15 protein-coding genes and 1 tRNA gene are annotated in these 13,956 nt (G+C 40.6%); 2 read left to right on the forward strand and 14 right to left on the reverse strand.

Annotation, left to right across the window (positions count from 1 at the left end; translation table 11 throughout):
* Positions 1–5: 5 nt before the first annotated feature.
* Both IGI41_RS08360 and IGI41_RS08365 read right to left on the reverse strand, forming a co-directional pair.
* Positions 6–299: a hypothetical protein gene (locus IGI41_RS08360; protein ID WP_430609303.1), complete on the reverse strand. Its 294-nt coding sequence runs from the start codon at positions 297–299 to the stop codon at positions 6–8.
* 67 nt (positions 300–366) lie between these two features.
* On the reverse strand, positions 367–906 hold the full coding sequence (locus IGI41_RS08365; protein WP_430609304.1) for a hypothetical protein: 540 nt from the start codon (positions 904–906) through the stop codon (positions 367–369).
* A 180-nt stretch (positions 907–1,086) separates the two neighbouring features.
* Between IGI41_RS08365 and IGI41_RS08370 the strand changes: the two genes are divergently transcribed.
* Together IGI41_RS08370 and IGI41_RS08375 are read left to right on the forward strand one after the other, a co-directional pair.
* A tRNA-Leu gene (locus tag IGI41_RS08370) sits at positions 1,087–1,168 on the forward strand.
* A gap of 304 nt (positions 1,169–1,472) precedes the next feature.
* Positions 1,473–1,946, forward strand: coding sequence for a GNAT family N-acetyltransferase (locus IGI41_RS08375; RefSeq protein WP_430609305.1), 474 nt, complete (start codon positions 1,473–1,475; stop codon positions 1,944–1,946).
* A gap of 252 nt (positions 1,947–2,198) precedes the next feature.
* On the opposite strand, the gene IGI41_RS08380 is transcribed toward IGI41_RS08375, so the two are convergent.
* The 12 genes from IGI41_RS08380 to IGI41_RS08435 all read right to left on the reverse strand — a co-directional run bounded on the left by IGI41_RS08380 (position 2,199) and on the right by IGI41_RS08435 (position 13,807).
* Complete coding sequence (locus tag IGI41_RS08380) at positions 2,199–2,408, reverse strand: hypothetical protein (protein WP_430609306.1); 210 nt, start codon at positions 2,406–2,408, stop codon at positions 2,199–2,201.
* A gap of 82 nt (positions 2,409–2,490) precedes the next feature.
* Positions 2,491–3,360, reverse strand: a complete 870-nt coding sequence (locus IGI41_RS08385; RefSeq protein WP_430609307.1) for a VOC family protein — start codon at positions 3,358–3,360, stop codon at positions 2,491–2,493.
* A gap of 131 nt (positions 3,361–3,491) precedes the next feature.
* Positions 3,492–4,328, reverse strand: a complete 837-nt coding sequence (locus IGI41_RS08390) for a sugar phosphate isomerase/epimerase family protein (protein ID WP_430609308.1) — start codon at positions 4,326–4,328, stop codon at positions 3,492–3,494.
* A gap of 128 nt (positions 4,329–4,456) precedes the next feature.
* Positions 4,457–5,962, reverse strand: a complete 1,506-nt coding sequence (locus tag IGI41_RS08395) for an extracellular solute-binding protein (protein WP_430609309.1) — start codon at positions 5,960–5,962, stop codon at positions 4,457–4,459.
* 3 nt (positions 5,963–5,965) lie between these two features.
* Positions 5,966–7,537, reverse strand: a complete 1,572-nt coding sequence (locus IGI41_RS08400; RefSeq protein ID WP_430612784.1) for a glycoside hydrolase family 43 protein — start codon at positions 7,535–7,537, stop codon at positions 5,966–5,968.
* Positions 7,538–7,542: 5 nt separating this feature from the next.
* On the reverse strand, positions 7,543–7,980 hold the full coding sequence (locus IGI41_RS08405) for a DUF4064 domain-containing protein (RefSeq protein WP_430609310.1): 438 nt from the start codon (positions 7,978–7,980) through the stop codon (positions 7,543–7,545).
* A complete protein-coding gene (locus IGI41_RS08410; protein ID WP_430609311.1) occupies positions 7,977–8,861 on the reverse strand; it encodes a pectinesterase family protein in 885 nt (294 codons plus the stop codon). Before IGI41_RS08410 ends, IGI41_RS08405 begins: the two co-directional genes overlap by 4 nt.
* Positions 8,858–9,742, reverse strand: coding sequence for a dienelactone hydrolase family protein (locus IGI41_RS08415; RefSeq protein WP_430609312.1), 885 nt, complete (start codon positions 9,740–9,742; stop codon positions 8,858–8,860). The genes IGI41_RS08410 and IGI41_RS08415 overlap by 4 nt, the downstream gene beginning before the upstream one ends.
* Positions 9,723–11,057 (reverse strand): glycoside hydrolase family 28 protein, encoded by a 1,335-nt coding sequence (locus tag IGI41_RS08420; RefSeq protein ID WP_430609313.1) that lies wholly within the window; start codon positions 11,055–11,057, stop codon positions 9,723–9,725. The genes IGI41_RS08415 and IGI41_RS08420 overlap by 20 nt, the downstream gene beginning before the upstream one ends.
* A gap of 3 nt (positions 11,058–11,060) precedes the next feature.
* Positions 11,061–12,170 (reverse strand): glycoside hydrolase family 88/105 protein, encoded by a 1,110-nt coding sequence (locus tag IGI41_RS08425; RefSeq protein WP_430609314.1) that lies wholly within the window; start codon positions 12,168–12,170, stop codon positions 11,061–11,063.
* A gap of 23 nt (positions 12,171–12,193) precedes the next feature.
* Positions 12,194–12,823 carry a YesL family protein gene (locus IGI41_RS08430; RefSeq protein ID WP_430609315.1) on the reverse strand — a complete coding sequence of 210 codons (630 nt, stop codon included), beginning with the start codon at positions 12,821–12,823 and terminating at the stop codon, positions 12,194–12,196.
* 15 nt (positions 12,824–12,838) lie between these two features.
* A complete protein-coding gene (locus IGI41_RS08435; RefSeq protein ID WP_430609316.1) occupies positions 12,839–13,807 on the reverse strand; it encodes an ABC transporter permease in 969 nt (322 codons plus the stop codon).
* Positions 13,808–13,956: the final 149 nt, after the last annotated feature.

Consider the following 13,956-nt stretch of genomic DNA (forward strand, 5'->3'; position numbering starts at 1 on the left):
ATAACTTATGCCATAGAGTAACAATAAAATAAAAAAGAAACGTAACGGTTGGCGATCATAATATTCACCAGGTATCCCAATATTTCCGTCATCAAGATCATCAAGAGGAAGGAAATAAAACTATAGAATAAAAACGCCACAAAAGGCACCGCCTGCCAGTCACTCTGGAGGTATAAACTAACAGGATACAACCAATCTCCACTAGAACCGATCAAGCACATACTCAAGACAACGCCCAATAAGAAGGACAGTAAAAATGCCAAATTCGTCACAGTTTTGACCACGATTTTACTTGCCATCCTGATTGGAAAAATTTGTGGATACGACCGAATCAATGTAAAATGTTCTCTTTCTTCTAATAAATTGTCACTGGCCATAAACGCCAAAAAAAACAAAGCCCACATTCATCAACAAAAAAATCGCCAACAACAATGCTGTCTGCGCATTATCGGCTGATAAAACTGGTGTTTTTTCTTGTTGGATCAACGCTTGATAAAAGATTTTATCTTGTTTTAACAACCAAATAGGTTGCAAGAAATCATCCTTTTCTAACGACGATTCCCATAATTCCAGCTGTACATCAGCAATTTCAATACTCGTTTCATTGAAACGGGGATACATCTCCATAATCAAGTTCGAAGATTGCCTGGTAGTGAGGTTATAGTTCTTCAAAACCAAATCATACATGGTTTGTTCCTCTTCCGTTCCATTTTCCCCATTTTGATACTGGTTGACTAACCGAGAGGCCTGCGCCTGTTCTGCGGTTGTCGCAGCCGAAAGCTGAATGGGATCCATTAATTTCAAATAGAGTGAAAACCCAATGCCTACACAAAAAGCCCCTATAAGAAAAACATAAAATAAACGCTGTCTAAACGACTTGATCAACAAGTTATAAAAATAGTGCATAAGCTCCCCCTTAACATCGTTCCTTATGCTATCAGCATACCGTTTCTTAAAGAGAAAAGCCAACTGAAAATGGATAAAAACCGTATTGCAATATTTTTAAAATCGATTGACAAACCTGTGGAAAATCGGGTAAGATATTTTTTAGATGTTTGAATGACATGTTTGAACAGGTATGATAAAGCAGATGTGGTGGAACGGCAGACACGCACGCTTGAGGGGCGTGTGAGCTTAGCTCGTGTGGGTTCAAATCCCATCGTCTGCATATGATTTACATGGGGCAGATTACTAAATGTAGTCTGCTTTTTTACATTAGAAAATCCCTTCGGATGTCTAGCTTACTTTGCTGAATTATTTGTCTGTCTGCTTATGTTATTCTAGATAGTATATAATTTATATGAAAAGAGACAATATTTAGTTTTACACTTTTTAGAAACATTAAACCTTATTAATCATTTACTTTAACTAGATAAATCATTGTATTTAGCAAAGCGCAACACGATGCAACAAACATATCATTTTTATTGGTCAATTGGTCGATTTTGACTTTTATTGAAAGGAGCTTACAGATGACAATATCTCTGATTGCAGCAAAGGTAAGTGACTTGTCAAAAATCTATATTCTACAAAAAGCAGCCTTCCATTCATTGTATGAAACCTATCATGATGAAGGAACGTCTCCTTATAAAGAATCATTTGTTCGACTAAAAAGAAAATATAATCATCCTGATAACCATTTCTTCTTGCTCCAAAGAAAAAAACAATTGATTGGATTTATAAAAATAGCGACAAATAAAGAAACGAACGTCATCAGAATCTCTCCAATCGCCATTCTCCCTTCCTATCAAGGCAAGGGGTATGGAAAGGAAACCATGCTTGAAGCAGAAAGGCTATTTTCTGCAAAAAAAGCTATTTTAAGTACCATCAAACAGGAAGAAAAACTCGTACACTTTTATATCTCTTGTGGTTATAAGATTACAGGATATGAACATTCCGGTACGCCAGGAATGGATTTTGTGTATTTAGAAAAAACTTTCACATGATGTTTCAATATTATTGATTTAAACGATACCCATACAGCTTATTTAGTTGGAGAGAAACCTATATGGCGATTTCTCATTGGATTAAAATGCTTAGGAGTTTTAAAAAATACGTTGAGTAAAACAACCAGCCATTGAAAAACAGAAAAATTTTTTAGTTGATTATACATGTACTCTTATGAAAAAAAGGAATGATGAATCATTTTATTGATTCATCATTCCTTTAGACTATGAAACTTACTAGCGCTCAGTCATTCACTGATCACAAGATACTTTCTTACATCTTGTTCTAAACAAGACGATAAAACCATATAACCCCACTAAAATGATCCCAGCAAAAGCTACATAGGCAATCAATATCAAGGAGGACACACCCAACATAAATAGTTGGCTTCCTTTTAGGAGCAAATAAAGACCCGATAAGGTCAGAAAAAATAAGTGAAGCTTTTGCATTTTGCGTGCCATGTTGAAACCCCTTTACATTCTTTGTTTCATTCTCTCATGTTGAAATCATTAACGCCTCATCCTTTAGGCTGAATTCTCCAGATTATTTTTCTGCAACGATTTTGATCAAAATACCGTTCGGATCATATAGACTGATTGTTTGCGCTGCTTCTGTTTTGAATGAAACAGATAAACTTGTCAGGTGCGCTTTAAGTTCTGACAACGCCGCTTCATCTAAAACCACAAAACTATAATAAGCCAATCCAAGATCATTTTCTTCCATTGGCGGCGTGTGTTGCCCCAGCCAAATATTTGACCCAAGGTGATGGTGGTAGTCGCCCGCAGCAAAGAATTTTGCTTGTGCGCCGAAATTACTTGTTAGATTCAGACCTAATACTTGAGTATAAAAGTCTTCCGTTTTTTGCAAATCAGCTACTTTCAGATGGACATGACCTATAGTTGTTCCTTCTGGAAATTGTGAACGTTGACGGTCTGCAGCATCCACAACGCCTTGTGCATCCATCTCGATCGTGATACCAACAATCTCTCCATCAGCGCGAATATCCCATTCTGTTCGCGGTTTATCGCGATACACTTCGATACCATTTCCTTCTGGATCAGTTAAATAAAGTGCTTCACTATAGCCATGATCGCTCGCACCGTCTAACGGTGCTTTGGTTTCGATATAGTGAAGCAATGAATTGCCTAAGTCTTTTCGACTAGGCAGCAAAAAAGCCACATGGAATAACCCGGTTTTTCTTGTTAAAGGCAATGGGTGCGTAATTTTTTGCAATTCTAATAACACATGGGCTTGCGTCCCTAATGCAATTGTATTTTCGGTCTGCTCAAGAATCGATAAACCAATTGTATCTACATAGAAATCACGCATTTTTTCGAGATTGGCCACTTTCAAAGCCACTTTCCCCATATGGGTCGTCTCAGTCATTTGAAAGGCCGGCGTAATTGATGTCATAAAAATCTCCTCTTTTCATTTCATTCATCATGAGTTGTTACTTATATCATAACACTAACTTAAAGTAAGTAAACAAAAATGCTCAGTTGTTGTTCAGCCGGTTCCCTAAACTGATTCACTAAGAGGAATTTCTAATGGTAGCTTCCCGCGTGCAGCAATTCAAGCGCATGGGGTAAAGCTGTATCTGTGGTTCCTTCCAATACAACGTAACAATAAGGCTTGTGACGAGCCGTGATGCGCAATATCGATCGGTAATCTATACAGCCCTCCCCTAAAGGGACTACTTGTATTTTACCGTCACTGATTTGATAGTCCTTTAAGTGCAAACAAACGATCGACTGACCAAACCTTGCGAAGGCCTCTTCCGTCAGTGCGACTTGCTTTTGATAGTCATCAACTGTGATCAGATTGGTGGGATCAAGAATGATGCCCAAAAATTCTGAAGGCACCCGTTGCAAGAGCGCTTCGATCCGATCAAGGGAGTATAAAGGATGATTCAGCCCTGCTTCGATGCCTAACATGATTTGATGTTTTTCGGCATAGGCAACCAACTGTCGGATCACATCTACCAAGTCATCAAAAACACGATCACTGAAATTATCTTCTGAATAGCCCATTTGGGGCAAAACAGAGCCGGTTTCTGTTGCGACCATTGACGCGCCGAAATATTTGGCATGGGCTAAATATCTTTCAAAACGTGTCAGTATTTCATGACGTTTCACTGGATCTGGATGAATCAGATTGCTGTAACAGCTAAGTAAAGCGATCTGGACACTTTCAGCAGCAAATGTTTCTCTGAAAAAAGTGCCCATACCAGGATTTAATGAGGTTAAATCTCCAATATCAGGGAAAGATTTATTCAGTGCAAATTGTACATTGTTGAGTTGGTAACCAGCAATTTTGTTAGCTAGTTCTTTTGGCGTCGGGCAGTCTTTCATATCGTGTCCGCGAACTGTATACTGAAACATAAAAATTCTCCTTTTTTATTTGGTATATTGTCGACTGGCTGGACAAAAAAAGGCCAAATGGTGATTGATCTCCCATTTGGCCCGATTTCATACACATCACTTTCGTTGTCGATCAACGATTCTCTTTTTTATTGTTGGGATTGGTAATCTGCAGTGTACTCTTCAATGATTTGGTCGCCACCGTTTTTGCGGAATGTTTCAACTGCAGCATCAAAACCATCGATTTCGATTTCCCCAGTCATGTATTGGTAATACGCATCTGCCACACCCTCGATCAAACTAGACCATGATTTATCATAGGTTTCTGATGTCAAGGCTTGTGCTGGATTGATCACTGCGAACGCTTCATTTTCAGCAATTTTTTCGTTGGCTAAATTGACATAAGGATTGCTTGATGGGAAAACTGTGACCAATTCAGATGGTCGTGAAGAAGAAAATGGTTGTACTTCTTGCTGCCATTTCGTATCATCTAAACGAACATACACTCCGTCGTCGTCGATTTCATAATGCTCACCTTCGATACCTTGAGTCATCAATGTAAATGGTTCTTCATCCATTAAGTCATTGATAAATTGTAAGACTACCTTCAGCTCATCTTCAGTTTTAACATTATCTTTTGGAATCGCTAGCCAGCCGCCCATACCGCCATTGGTATCAGAAAGAATCCGACGTTCTACATCGCCATATGTGATATCGTTGATCAATGCCCATTCCATATGTTCTTCAGCCGTCCCTGCTGCTTCATCGACATAATTCCGTACTTCTTGTAAGCCGCTTAAAACAATTCCGCCTTTTCCTTGAACGATATAGTTCTTTTGATCGTTCTTGGCCATAACCGCAAAGTCTGAGTTCATCCAGCCATTGGCATAGATATTACGGAACCATTCCATCGCTTCTTTATACTCAGGTTGCATAAAAGATGGCATGACTTCATTGTCATCTGTGATCGTGAACCAGTTGTCTGCCCCAAAATAGCCTGACAATGAACGGAAACCGACATTGAAAGATTCATCTCGTTCAACAAAACCAACAGTGTCATCAACACCATTGCCATCAGGATCATTCTCAGTGAATGCCTGTGCCACTTTTTCAAGTTCTTCCAAGGTTGAAGGGACTTCTAACCCCAAATTGTCTAACCAGTCTTTACGTACCAAGACACCATATCTGGCAATTGGTTTTTGATAAGGCACGCCATAAATTTTCCCATCAATACGAGACGATTCTAAGCGGTCTTCTGAAATGTTTGCCAAATTTGGATAATCTTTTAGGTAAGGCTCAACATCCCAGAACATACCTGAAGCCAATGAACTGCGGACAGTTGTATTCGTGATTTCAGCTAAACTGACAATATCTGCTAATGATTTGGAAGCCAGTGCTGCATTCAAACGTTCTGTTTTCGAAGCATCAGGTACCCATGTGAAATCAATATCGACACCTGTGTACTCTTCTAATTTTTGGGTCACTTCTCCAGACGGTGGGGCCGCCGTATGCAGCATCGCCATCCAAGAGACACTCGTTTTTTCTTCTGCCTCTGCAGTGCCATCATTGTTACTACTGCTGCTGCTGCCACTGCCACAACCTGCCATCAATAATCCTGCTGCAAATAATACCCCTGCTATTTGTTTCTTCTTCATTCTTTAACCTTCTCTCTTTATATTCATGGAATCGTCAATCGATTGACTTTCCGTTTGATACCTAAAATAAGCAAAATCAGCATAACTGCCTGCAAATTGATTCAAATCTTGGGCACAAATCCCAATGAAGTTGCCTGTAAACCCACCTGAGAGAAAGAGTATCGGCTGTGTGCTCAACACTTGCCATTCTTCCTCTTGACGCCATGAAAACTGTGCTTGATCAGCAGCAACCGCCACTTTCAAGTGAATGGGTTGATCTTTTAATTCAGCACACACATCAAGAAGTGTAAATTGTCCTGTATCACACTTCATCATCCGTAAAACAATGCCTTTGTTTTCATCATGGGTCACAAACAGATACAAGTAATTTTGTTCATTTAAAAATAAAACCAAACCGGCCATCTGATTAAAATGACTTGGTGTATATTCCATTAAAGTCTCAGCCTCGAGATAGAAATCTTTTTGACGTATAGCTAATAGATGATTGTCAAAATTTGATTGCAAAGACTCGCCAGCAATCAACCTTAAATAACCTGGTCGTGTGCTTAAACAACACCACTGCTCGTTAGGAACAAGTCGGCGGCCATTCCATTCTGGGTCCAGTTTTTGATCGAAAGAATCAATAAACTGTGTGGCTTCTTTGACCGTGTTATTTGCAACAGGTAGTTTCAACCACCGATCCGCTATGGTATCGCCGTTTTTCAGACGCAACCACCCTGCATCATCCCAAACAACTTCTTGCAAAGCCGTCTCACGACCCAAAATAGCTGCCCCTTTAACAGGACGGGTCATGAGATAACTCATGATCCATCTGTTATCCTCGGTTTGAACCAGACTCCCATGCCCAGTACATTGGAAAGGAGAATCTGAACGACCATTGGCTGTCATCATTGGATAGTTCGGATCGACTTCATAAGGTCCGGTGATTCCTTTACTTCGACAAACTGTGACTGAATGTCCAGTGCCAGTACCGCCTTCTGCGGTTAACAGATAATAGTAGTCTTGATGGCGATAAAGATGCGGCGCTTCTGTTTTGGCCAATTCAGTCCCTGTGAAAATCTGGGTGATGGGACCAATCAGTCCTTCATTTTCCTTATACTCTTGCATCACGATACCCACTGATTTATTCGGTGTTGCTTTTCGGTAATCCCATAATGCATTCAACAGCCATTTGCGTCCATCTTGATCATGGAACAGTGAAGGATCAAAGCCGCTGCTATTCAGGTATTTTGGTTTGCTCCAGGGACCTGTGATACTTGGTGCTGTCATCAAATAATTACGACAATCTTTAAAAGGACGGGTCGTATTGTGTACATTTGTAAATACACAATAGAACGTACCGTTATCATAACTGATTTGTGGCGCCCAAATACTGCAATCTGCTGGATTCCCTCTTAGATCGATCTGGTCATGAAGAATATCAGTCAGGTGCTGCCAATTTGCCAAATCATTAGAGTGGTATATTCGAATTCCTGGCAGCCATTCAAAAGAAGAAACAGCGATATAATAATCCGAACCGACACGCAGGATATTCGGATCAGGGTTGAAACCTGGTAAAATTGGATTTTCGATCATGCCCATCAGTTTAGACACTCCTTTTTCTGAATAATATGACGTGGCTTAGGTTTGCGGATCACACATAAAGCTGCTGCCGCAAAGAATAAGAAAGCAATGGGGAATCCCAAATATTGTGTGCCGATCAAACAAGCCATACCTGCAAGAACAAACACGCCTGCTGCAGTTTTCCGATAATTGCGATAGGTAAGCAAGAAATTAGCCACCACGATCAAGACGATCAGCAATAGCAGCGTGAACCCAAACCAAGCGCCTAAGGTCTTAAATTGCATGAAGGCATCTTCGTCTGTCATTTTGCTGAATACCGAGGGAAAGATTTCCGTGAACAGTTCACTAAATTGGTCGATTGTCATTTGATTCACCACTAAAGTAAAGCCGCCTAAGAACACCACTGACAGTCCGACGCCAATCCAACCTAGCCATTGTTCTATACTTTGTTTCATTGTACTTTCATTCCTTTCATATCGATCCAAGACGCCCGCTGCTGCTGTTTGGTATACGTACAAACATGTTCAGCAAAACATACTTGCTCCCTTTGGCGGGTTTTCCCCCAATCGGACCAGCCAGCCACATCAAGTGCATCATCGAAATGACAATCGAAAAAACACACTTTAGCTGGTACCCGCCAAGGCCTGCCCAGTGAATAATTTTTTTCACCAGTCACTCGACAATGTTCAAAAATAAATCCTTTTGCTTCCGGTGATGTAGCAGCGGCGGTAATGTAATTGTTTTGCTCAGTATTTTTGCAATGGAGATGACAGGAATCAAAATGAGCGTCACCTCCGCCAAAAATAAAATCAACGGTACCACTGATTTCACACGCCTTAAAATAGCGCCTTTGTTGCAGATAGATTTTTTGACACCAAGGACTGATCATCGGTGTTCCTTCTTTGGTATATTGCGGCAACGGGCCCAAACAAAGGGTATCTTGATAGGCAGTCAATCGACAATCTACAAAGTAAATATCGGTGCCTTCCAAATAGACTGCTACGGCTTGACCCACTTGGTTTCCTGGTCCGGCGGTATTTTCGATGGTTAATCCTTCAATCACAATGTCGCTGCCATTGATGAATAAAGTGGCGGTTTGAAATGTGCCTCTTGGCATACCATCTAGCAATTGATTGGCAGCCAAATCAGACTGTAAAACAGTATCTGTCTCGCAAATAATAGTTAAGTGATCATGATAAACTTTGACGTTTTCTCGATAAGTGTCGGCAGACACATACATGGTACAGCTCAAATTCATCTCTGCGGCATAATCAACAGCTGATTGTATTGTAATGAAGTCATGCGTCAATGGATCTTTCCCAACAGTACATGTCATTTCCCTAGCTGGTTTTTCAAAAACCTGCGCCACAAACGTCTCATCTCCTTTGTTTCTTCATGGCCTCCTGCTACGCGCAGCGATTGCCAATGATCCGGTTGTCCCATATGGGTATAGATCTTTGTCAGATGGCGATCGAGCTTTTCGACACCACCTATTGGACAACCCGCATCTACTGTACCGACTAAACTTAATCTCGGTCTTGGCGCAATCAATTGTTGGATGTCTCCAGTCGACCAATCAGTCAAAAAATTAGGCAAGTAATAATAATAACCATGTTTATCTAAGCGGCCGGCGTCAATCAGTGCTTCGTAGTCGACTTGTGCGGCTATATCCACTACAACTTTGATTCGTGTATCCAGAGCAGCCAGCCACCAACTCATCAGCCCCCCCATCGACATGCCGATAGTCGCAACTGCATGATGGTCGATTTCTTTGCGAGAAAGCAAATACGTCAAGAACTGCTGATTGTCATAGATACGTTGCCCCCACAAGCTTTTGCCTTGCAGAAGAAATCGCTTGAACAGCTGGCTCTCTCCTTGAGCCCGTTCACCGAACCCCCACATATCGATGCAGCCCACAGCATAACCATCTGCAATCAGTGTGTCTAAAAAACTTGGTGTTTGTAAATAGTCAGCACCATTCAGCAACTCTGTTTTGCCATTAACAAAATTGCCGCCATGAGAATGATTGTATAGTACACAAGGTACTGGTTGCGATCGATGCGGATAAGCGAAATACGCTGGTACCAGCTCTTCTTGATTGAGTCTTAAAAGTAGATGTTCTAACGTATAATATTCATTGGTCGTGATGCTTTGACGCATCACTTCAGGCATCACTTTCATCTCTGGACCTAAGCAGTCACTGATCCTTTGTTTCATCCTCTGCCGCACCTTCTATATTGATCAATCGTCCATTTGCATAAGAACGACTGATCGCGATGTCTTTTGCATGCTCCATGTGAAAGGCTTGTTTCACCCCTTGCAGATCTACACGATCGAATTGAATATTCTGAGCAAATCCTAGATAAAATCCTTCATTGGTCATATCTTCAATACCAGTCATCATTGCTGGTTTCCCAGGAGTTGGGTTCTCGGCCATCGAAATCGAAATATCATGAAAGGTGACTTCTGAAATCGATTGTTCAGCCAATCCATAGATAAACCCAGCTGCCGCGTGGACATTACGCGCGGTAATATCAGCAAAATGAATCCTTCTAAAATGAGGGGTTTCTTTCGTAATTGGGTATGGTTCTTTATCCCAGACATATTTTTCTTTGCCCCTTGGTCCACAGAAGTAATATAAATTCAAGGTAAACGGACATATCACCTGATCCATCACCAAGTTACTGACACGAATATCTTCAATGATCCCCCCACGTCCACGCCGAGATTTCAATCGAATACCTCGGTCTGTTTCTTGGAAGATACAATTGCTGATCGTCACATTGCGAATGTCCCCACTCATTTCACTGCCAAGAACAACACCGCCATGGCCATGAAGCATTTGACAGTTGCTGATGGTGATATTCTCGCACGCTATTCGTTCAGCTGTATCTTCGGTCCCAGATTTGATGGCAATACAATCATCACCAACATCAATATGACAGTTCATGATACGAACATTTTTACATGATTCTGGATCAATACCATCCGTATTCGGTGAGTCAGCAGGATTTTTGATCCGCAGGTTATCGATGGTGATGTCTTCGCAAAGAATCGGATTGATCGTCCAACTAGGTGAGTTGATTACATGCAAATCTTTCAGATTGATACGTCGACAGTTATCGAAACTGATCAACTTTGGCCGTGGATACGCGAGTTGATCAGGATCTTGGCGGAAAGTTTTCCACCATTTCTGTCCTTGGCCATCGATTGTTCCATATCCCGTAACGGCAATATTCTCAGCATTTTCAGCATAGATACATGAAGCGTAGACTTCACGCTTGACCCCTTCCCAACGTGAAGTCACAACAGGATAATCTTTGGGATCATCTGAGAAAATCAGCTGTGCACCGCTGAGTAGATGCAGCTCAATATTGCTTTTTAAAAATAAAGCACCTGTCTGATAAGTGCCAGCAGTAAATGTCAGACGTCCCCCGCCTTGTTCAAACAGTTGATCGATGTGGCTTTGGATCGCTGCTGTCATTTGTCCATTGGTTGTAGTTAATTGACTTGCTTGTAATTGAATGTCCATTTTTTATCCTTCCTTTGATAACGGCTGCAACAATAAACTTGCTTGTAAAAAGGCGCCGTATCCTTTGAAATCATTGGTAATGATTGGCTCACTAATATAGTAGACAAATGAGCCGTCTCGTTTATCGGGACCGCCTAGTCCTGCTACTTCGCAATTTCTGATCAAGTTGAGCCAGCCTTCATTCGTGATAAAGACAAACTCTTCAATAATACCTTGGTAGGTTTCAGCAGCAAAAGATTGCCATTTTTCAGAAATCACACCTAATTGAATCGCTTTAGCCATTGCATAACAGATCATGGAAGAAGCTGAAGCTTCAAGATAATTCCCTTTCTTATCACCTTTGTCTAATACTTGATACCACACATTTTCAGTCGCGCGCACTTTTGCTAGTGCTTGTAGTGTTTTTTCAAACATTTCTACTAGTGCTTCTTTTGGCACATCTGCTGGCAATAAAGCCATGGTATCGACCAATGCCATCATGAACCAGCCAATCGATCGCCCCCAAAAATGGGCTGAACACCCAGTTTCAGGGTTTGCCCATGGCTGAATTTTCGCTTCATCCCACGCATGGTAAAGTAGACCTGTTGTAGGATCGACTGTTTGCTGGTAACAATGGGTAAATTGTTGGATCACATCCGCCAAGTCAGCTGGTTTATCAAAGGTGCATGCATATTCAGCTAAAAAAGGAGCACCCATGTATAACCCATCTAACCAGACTTGGTTGGGATAGATTTTTTTGTGCCAAAAACTCCCCTCTTTGGTGCGGGGCATTTCTTGCAGTTGCTGATATAAAAGATCCAATGCCAATTTATATTTGTTTTCTTTCGTTTCTTTATATAGAAGAAACAGGAGTTTTCCGTTATTGATATAATCAATATTCATGGCATCAAAGGAGTATCCACGAATCGTGCCATCTGATTGAATATAAAAATCCATTGTCTCTTTGATGTAGTCAAGATACTTTTTTTCATTGGTTTGGTGATACGCTTCTTTGACTCCTAGTAAAACCACCCCGATATCATAAGACCATTTGCCATGGTATCTTTTTTCTTTTGGTAATAAATCGTAGCGTTGAAATAATGTATCTAACGCGATTTGCGCATAATTTGTCATAAACGTTTTTTGTTCCTTTCTTTTTATCTGATAATCGTATCTGCAGCGTGCGCTTCCTTGACATGGATATCATGGAAAATTTTTTGCGCCGAAATGGCGATAACTAAGCCGATCATACTGACACCCGCAACCAAAATAACAATGGGCAAGTAAGTTGCTATGAGCAAATACCCTACGATCAAAATCGTCCAGGTGATGATCGAATAATGCAAATACCCAAATCCTAGTAACAAACTACCTTTTAAAATATCCTTCAATGTAGGATAATTGACCGCAGCCATCACGCTGTACACATTTGTAAACATAAACAGCAAAGCAATCAGAAACAGCAAATTGGCGATTTGAATGTACCAAGATCCAGCAGCAAATAAATTGGTAACGACAATGCCCGTCAGAATCCCAATCAACCAACTGATCAAAACCGACTGACGAAAACGTTCTTTGCTATATCGAAAGAATGCCCGAATCAATGGTGGATGTTCCTTCAAACGCAACCAGCGATCATAAGTTTTCATCAATGCATAAGTAGCTGGGCCAATTCCAAATACGACGCCACCCAGTAAGGTCACACACAACCACAACAATTGCAGCAAGACCACTTTATAGATAGAAAGCAAGATATCATTGACACGTAAAATTTTGTCAAGATTCACGCCAGCACCTCTTTCTTAATAGATTCCATCCTCACCGATTTTTTTGGCCAAGCGATTGGCAAAGATCACCAAAATCAAACCGACAAGTCCTTTGAATAACCCTACTGCAGTTGAATAGCTTAGCTGCCCATTTTGGATACCTGCTGTAAACACAAAGGTATCAAATATTTGCGCAACTTCACGGTTCATAGAGTTCATCAATAAGAACATATGCTCAAAGCCCATATCTAAAATTGAGCCGATCTTTAATATCAAGAGTGTTACGATCGTTGGACGAATGCACGGCAAAGTGATATGCCACATTTTACGTAGTTTACCCGCACCATCCATATCAGCAGCTTCATATAATTGCTCGTCGACATTGGTGATTGCTGCGAGATAAACGATCGTTCCCCAACCGGCACCTTTCCAAAGATCTTGGAAAATATACATCGGCCGCAGCCACGCCTTGCTGGTTAGGAAAGCAATTCGTTCACCGCCAAAGCTTTCTATAATATTGTTGATCACGCCACCTTCAGTCGTTAACAACACATAAAAAATAGATACAACGATCACCCAAGACATGAAATGCGGCAAATAGATGATTGTTTGGATACTTTTCTTTAAACGACGGTTATTCACTTCATTCAATAGCAATGCCAATAAGATTGGAAAAGGAAATGAAATAGTGATGTTCAAGAAAAACATGATCAATGTATTGCGCATCAACATGACAAAGGTATCTTCTGTGAACAAGCGTATAAAATGGGTCATACCAACCATTGGGCTATCTAAAATACCTAAAAAAGGTTGATAGTCTTGAAAAGCAATGACTAACCCACCCATTGGAATATACTTAAATACAATGAAGTATAATATTCCAGGAAATAACATGAGATAGAGTGCTTTATTTTTTTTGATTTGTGCCCATTTTTTCTTTTTCATTCGAACTTTTAATTCTTTCTCTGTCGGTGGTGAGAAAGCGGTGTCTATTTTTGTTTCCATAGCTATTCCTCCGATTTACATTTGGTTTGTTTGATGTTTACATGGTAACTTGAAAGCGTTATTTCGTATATAATCATTTCTCCACTTGTGAAAATAGGCACATGATTATGCCTAAAGGAGGAAAAACGCTTACATGTAAAAGTGATTAT

The sequence above is a fragment of the Enterococcus sp. DIV0876 genome (assembly GCF_050529585.1).
GTDB lineage: Bacteria > Bacillota > Bacilli > Lactobacillales > Enterococcaceae > Enterococcus_D.